Source organism: Protofrankia sp. CiP1_Cm_nod2 (assembly GCF_920664355.1).
Lineage (GTDB): Bacteria > Actinomycetota > Actinomycetes > Frankiales > Frankiaceae > Protofrankia.
Genome location: NZ_CAKKTL010000006.1, coordinates 21,699 through 24,527 on the forward strand (window position 1 = coordinate 21,699; position 2,829 = coordinate 24,527).

Consider the following 2,829-nt stretch of genomic DNA (forward strand, 5'->3'; position numbering starts at 1 on the left):
AGAGCGGGTTGGCCCAGCTCAGTGCCCGCGCCCAGCCCGGTAGCTCGCTCACCGGGAAGAACGTGCCCGCGACAAGGAACAGCGGCGTCAGCACCCCTGAGATGATGTAACTGAAGCTGTCGACGGACGGCACCAGCGCGGACGTCCATATCCCGAACAGGCTGAAGCCGAACCCGGTGAGGAACCCGACGAACGGGATCACGAGCATTCCGGGCGTCGGATCCAGGCCGAACGCGATCGCCACCAGCAGCGGCGCGCAGCCGTAGACCCCCGCCTTGGCCGCGGTCCACAGCGCCTCCCCAAGGACGATCTCGGGTATGTCGACGGGAGCGGCCAGGACGGCTCCGTAGAGCTTCTGGTAGGTCCGCCGGATGAACGTCTGGAACATGCTGGCGAAGGCCGAGGCGAACAGCACCGAGCTCGCCACCACGCCGGTGCCGAGGAACTCCACGTACCGGTAGCCGGCCACCACGGACACCAGCGAGCCGAACCCCCAGCCGAAGGCCAGCAGATAGATCGTCGGCTCCACCACGGCGGAGAAACTGGTGGACAGCCAGTAGCGCCGGAACAGGGTGATGTCGTGCGTGATCACTCCCGCCAGGGCGGCCGGTTCGACCCGCCGCAGCCGGCGCGTCCCGCCCGTCCCGCGCGTCCCGCCCGTCTGGGCCGTTGCGTCCGCCCCTGCCCCGTCTGTAGCCGTTCTGGCCTCGTCCGTGGTACTCATTCGACCCGCTCCCCGGTGAGGGCGACGAACACGTCCTCCAGCGTCGCCGCGCGCCGGATCCCGGCTCCGAGCCGGTCGTCCAGCTCGGTGGGCATGTTCTCGGCGCGCAGCACGGACACGGACGGCCCGGTCCGGCGGGTGGTGAAGCCTGCGGCCTCCGCCCGCGCCGCGATCTCGGCCAGCTTCGGCGGCGGGCCGTAGTACTCCGCCGCGGTCCGCCCGGCATGCGCGTCGATGAGACGGGCGGGCGTGTCCCGTGCGATCACCCGGCCGCGCGACATGATGGCGACGTCCTGGGCGAGCCGCTCCGCCTCCTCGATGTAGTGGGTCGACATCAGTACGGTCACGCCGTCCGCGCCGAGCCCGGCGATCAGGCTCCACAGCTCCTGGCGGACCTGCGGGTCGAGCCCGACGGTGGGCTCGTCGAGCAGGACGAGCCGGGGCCGGTGCACCAGTGCCCTGGCGACCAGCAGCCGCCGCCGCATGCCGCCGGAGAGGTCGTCGGTCACCGTGTCGGCCCGGTCGCTCAACCGCGCCAGCGTGAGGGCCTGCTCGACCGCGGCCCGGCGCCTGCGAGCGGGTACCCGGTACAGCCGGGCGAACACGGCGAGGTTCTGCCGGGCGGTCAGCTCGCCGTCGAGGTTGTCCTCCTGCGGTACCACCCCCATCACCGCTCTGGCCTGCTTCGACGCGCGCGGCACGTCGTACCCGAGGACACTGATCCGGCCGGTGTCGGCGATCGACTGGGCGGTCAGCATCCGCATCGTGGTGGACTTGCCGGCACCGTTGGGCCCGAGCAGGCCCAGGCACACGCCGACGGGGACGTCGAGGTCGAGACCGTCGACCGCGGCCACCTCCCCGTACCTTTTCACCACATTTCGTACTGATATCGCGGATTCGCCTGGCTGATCCCCGGGCCTGGCGGCCGTGGCCAGGGTCTCCGTACGAGGCAGTGGCATACCGTGGACCATAGGTCGGGCGCGCTCGGTTCTCATCTGGTTTTTCGCCGGCGGACGCCGGGCGGCCGGCCGTGGAATGCCCGGCCGGGACGTCGTGTGCTTTCCGGGCACCGCACCCGAGCAGCGACCGTATGCCGCCGCCGTCGCCGTCGGGCTCCAGGTGGCCACACCTGCGGCATCCGGAGCCGAGCGTCCGGCGGAACACGTCGGTGCCGCGCTCAGAAGACCTCCCCACGGCAGCTTCTCACCGCTGGTTCCTGCGCTACATTGATGGCCACCGTCATCCGCTCCGCCGGTACCGGGAGGTCAATGTGCTCAGGCACACCGACAAGTTCGACGCATCACTCTCCGAGATATCGAAATCGCTGCTCGCGCCATTGTCGGAGCAGCCGCGGGACTGGTTGCTCGGGCGGGCTCTCGACGAGCTTGTATCCGATCTGACGGCGCTGGACGCGGCAGCCGAGAACATGGTTTCCGGCGCCCCCCGGCCGGATATCGTGGAGCCGGTCGACTCCGCGGCCCCCACGATTGTCGACGGTTCGTTGCTCGTCTCCGGCCAGCAGGTCATGCAGACCTGGGAGAAGCCGCTGATGAAGGCCATGGCCGACCAGGTTGCCGGCTCCGGCCGCTCGGTCCTGGAGATCGGTTTCGGCCTGGGCATCTCCGCCGGCTACATCCAGGAGTACCGGCCCGCGCGCCACACGATCGTGGAGGCGAATCCGCAGGTGTTCGAGACGGCCGTGGCGTGGAGCCGCGAGCCCGGCCACGAGAACACGGAGATCGTGTTCGGCAGATGGCAGGAAGTCATCGACTCCCTCGGGCGGTTCGACGGTATCTTCTTCGACACCTACCCACTGGACGAGAACGAGTTCGCGTCCCATTTCCTGGGTGGCTCGACCTATGCTGAGCACTTCTTCCCGGCGGCTGCCGGACATCTTACCGAGGGCGGTTCGTTCACCTATTACTCGAACGAGATCGACTCTCTCTCCCGGCGCCACCAGCGGTCCCTCCTGCACTATTTCCGGACCATCCGCATGCGGGTCGTGGACGGGCTGCGGCCACCGCCGGACTGCAGCTACTGGTGGGCCCCGTCCATGGTGGTCGTCACCGCCTCGGAGTCGCGTTACTGAGCATCCGGCAGCTACT

The 2,829-nt window shown here is 69.3% G+C and carries 3 protein-coding genes; 1 reads left to right on the forward strand and 2 read right to left on the reverse strand.

What is annotated here, in order from left to right; all coding sequences use genetic code 11:
* Both NBW84_RS01335 and NBW84_RS01340 read right to left on the reverse strand, forming a co-directional pair.
* A partial coding sequence (locus tag NBW84_RS01335; RefSeq protein ID WP_250280922.1) for an ABC transporter permease occupies positions 1 to 724 on the reverse strand: 724 nt, incomplete at its 3' end.
* On the reverse strand, positions 721 to 1,599 hold the full coding sequence (locus tag NBW84_RS01340; RefSeq protein WP_445548605.1) for an ABC transporter ATP-binding protein: 879 nt from the start codon (positions 1,597 to 1,599) through the stop codon (positions 721 to 723). The genes NBW84_RS01340 and NBW84_RS01335, both read right to left, overlap by 4 nt.
* Before the next feature lie 395 nt (positions 1,600 to 1,994).
* Between NBW84_RS01340 and NBW84_RS01345 the strand changes: the two genes are divergently transcribed.
* Positions 1,995 to 2,813: a class I SAM-dependent methyltransferase gene (locus tag NBW84_RS01345; protein WP_250280926.1), complete on the forward strand. Its 819-nt coding sequence runs from the start codon at positions 1,995 to 1,997 to the stop codon at positions 2,811 to 2,813.
* Positions 2,814 to 2,829: the final 16 nt, after the last annotated feature.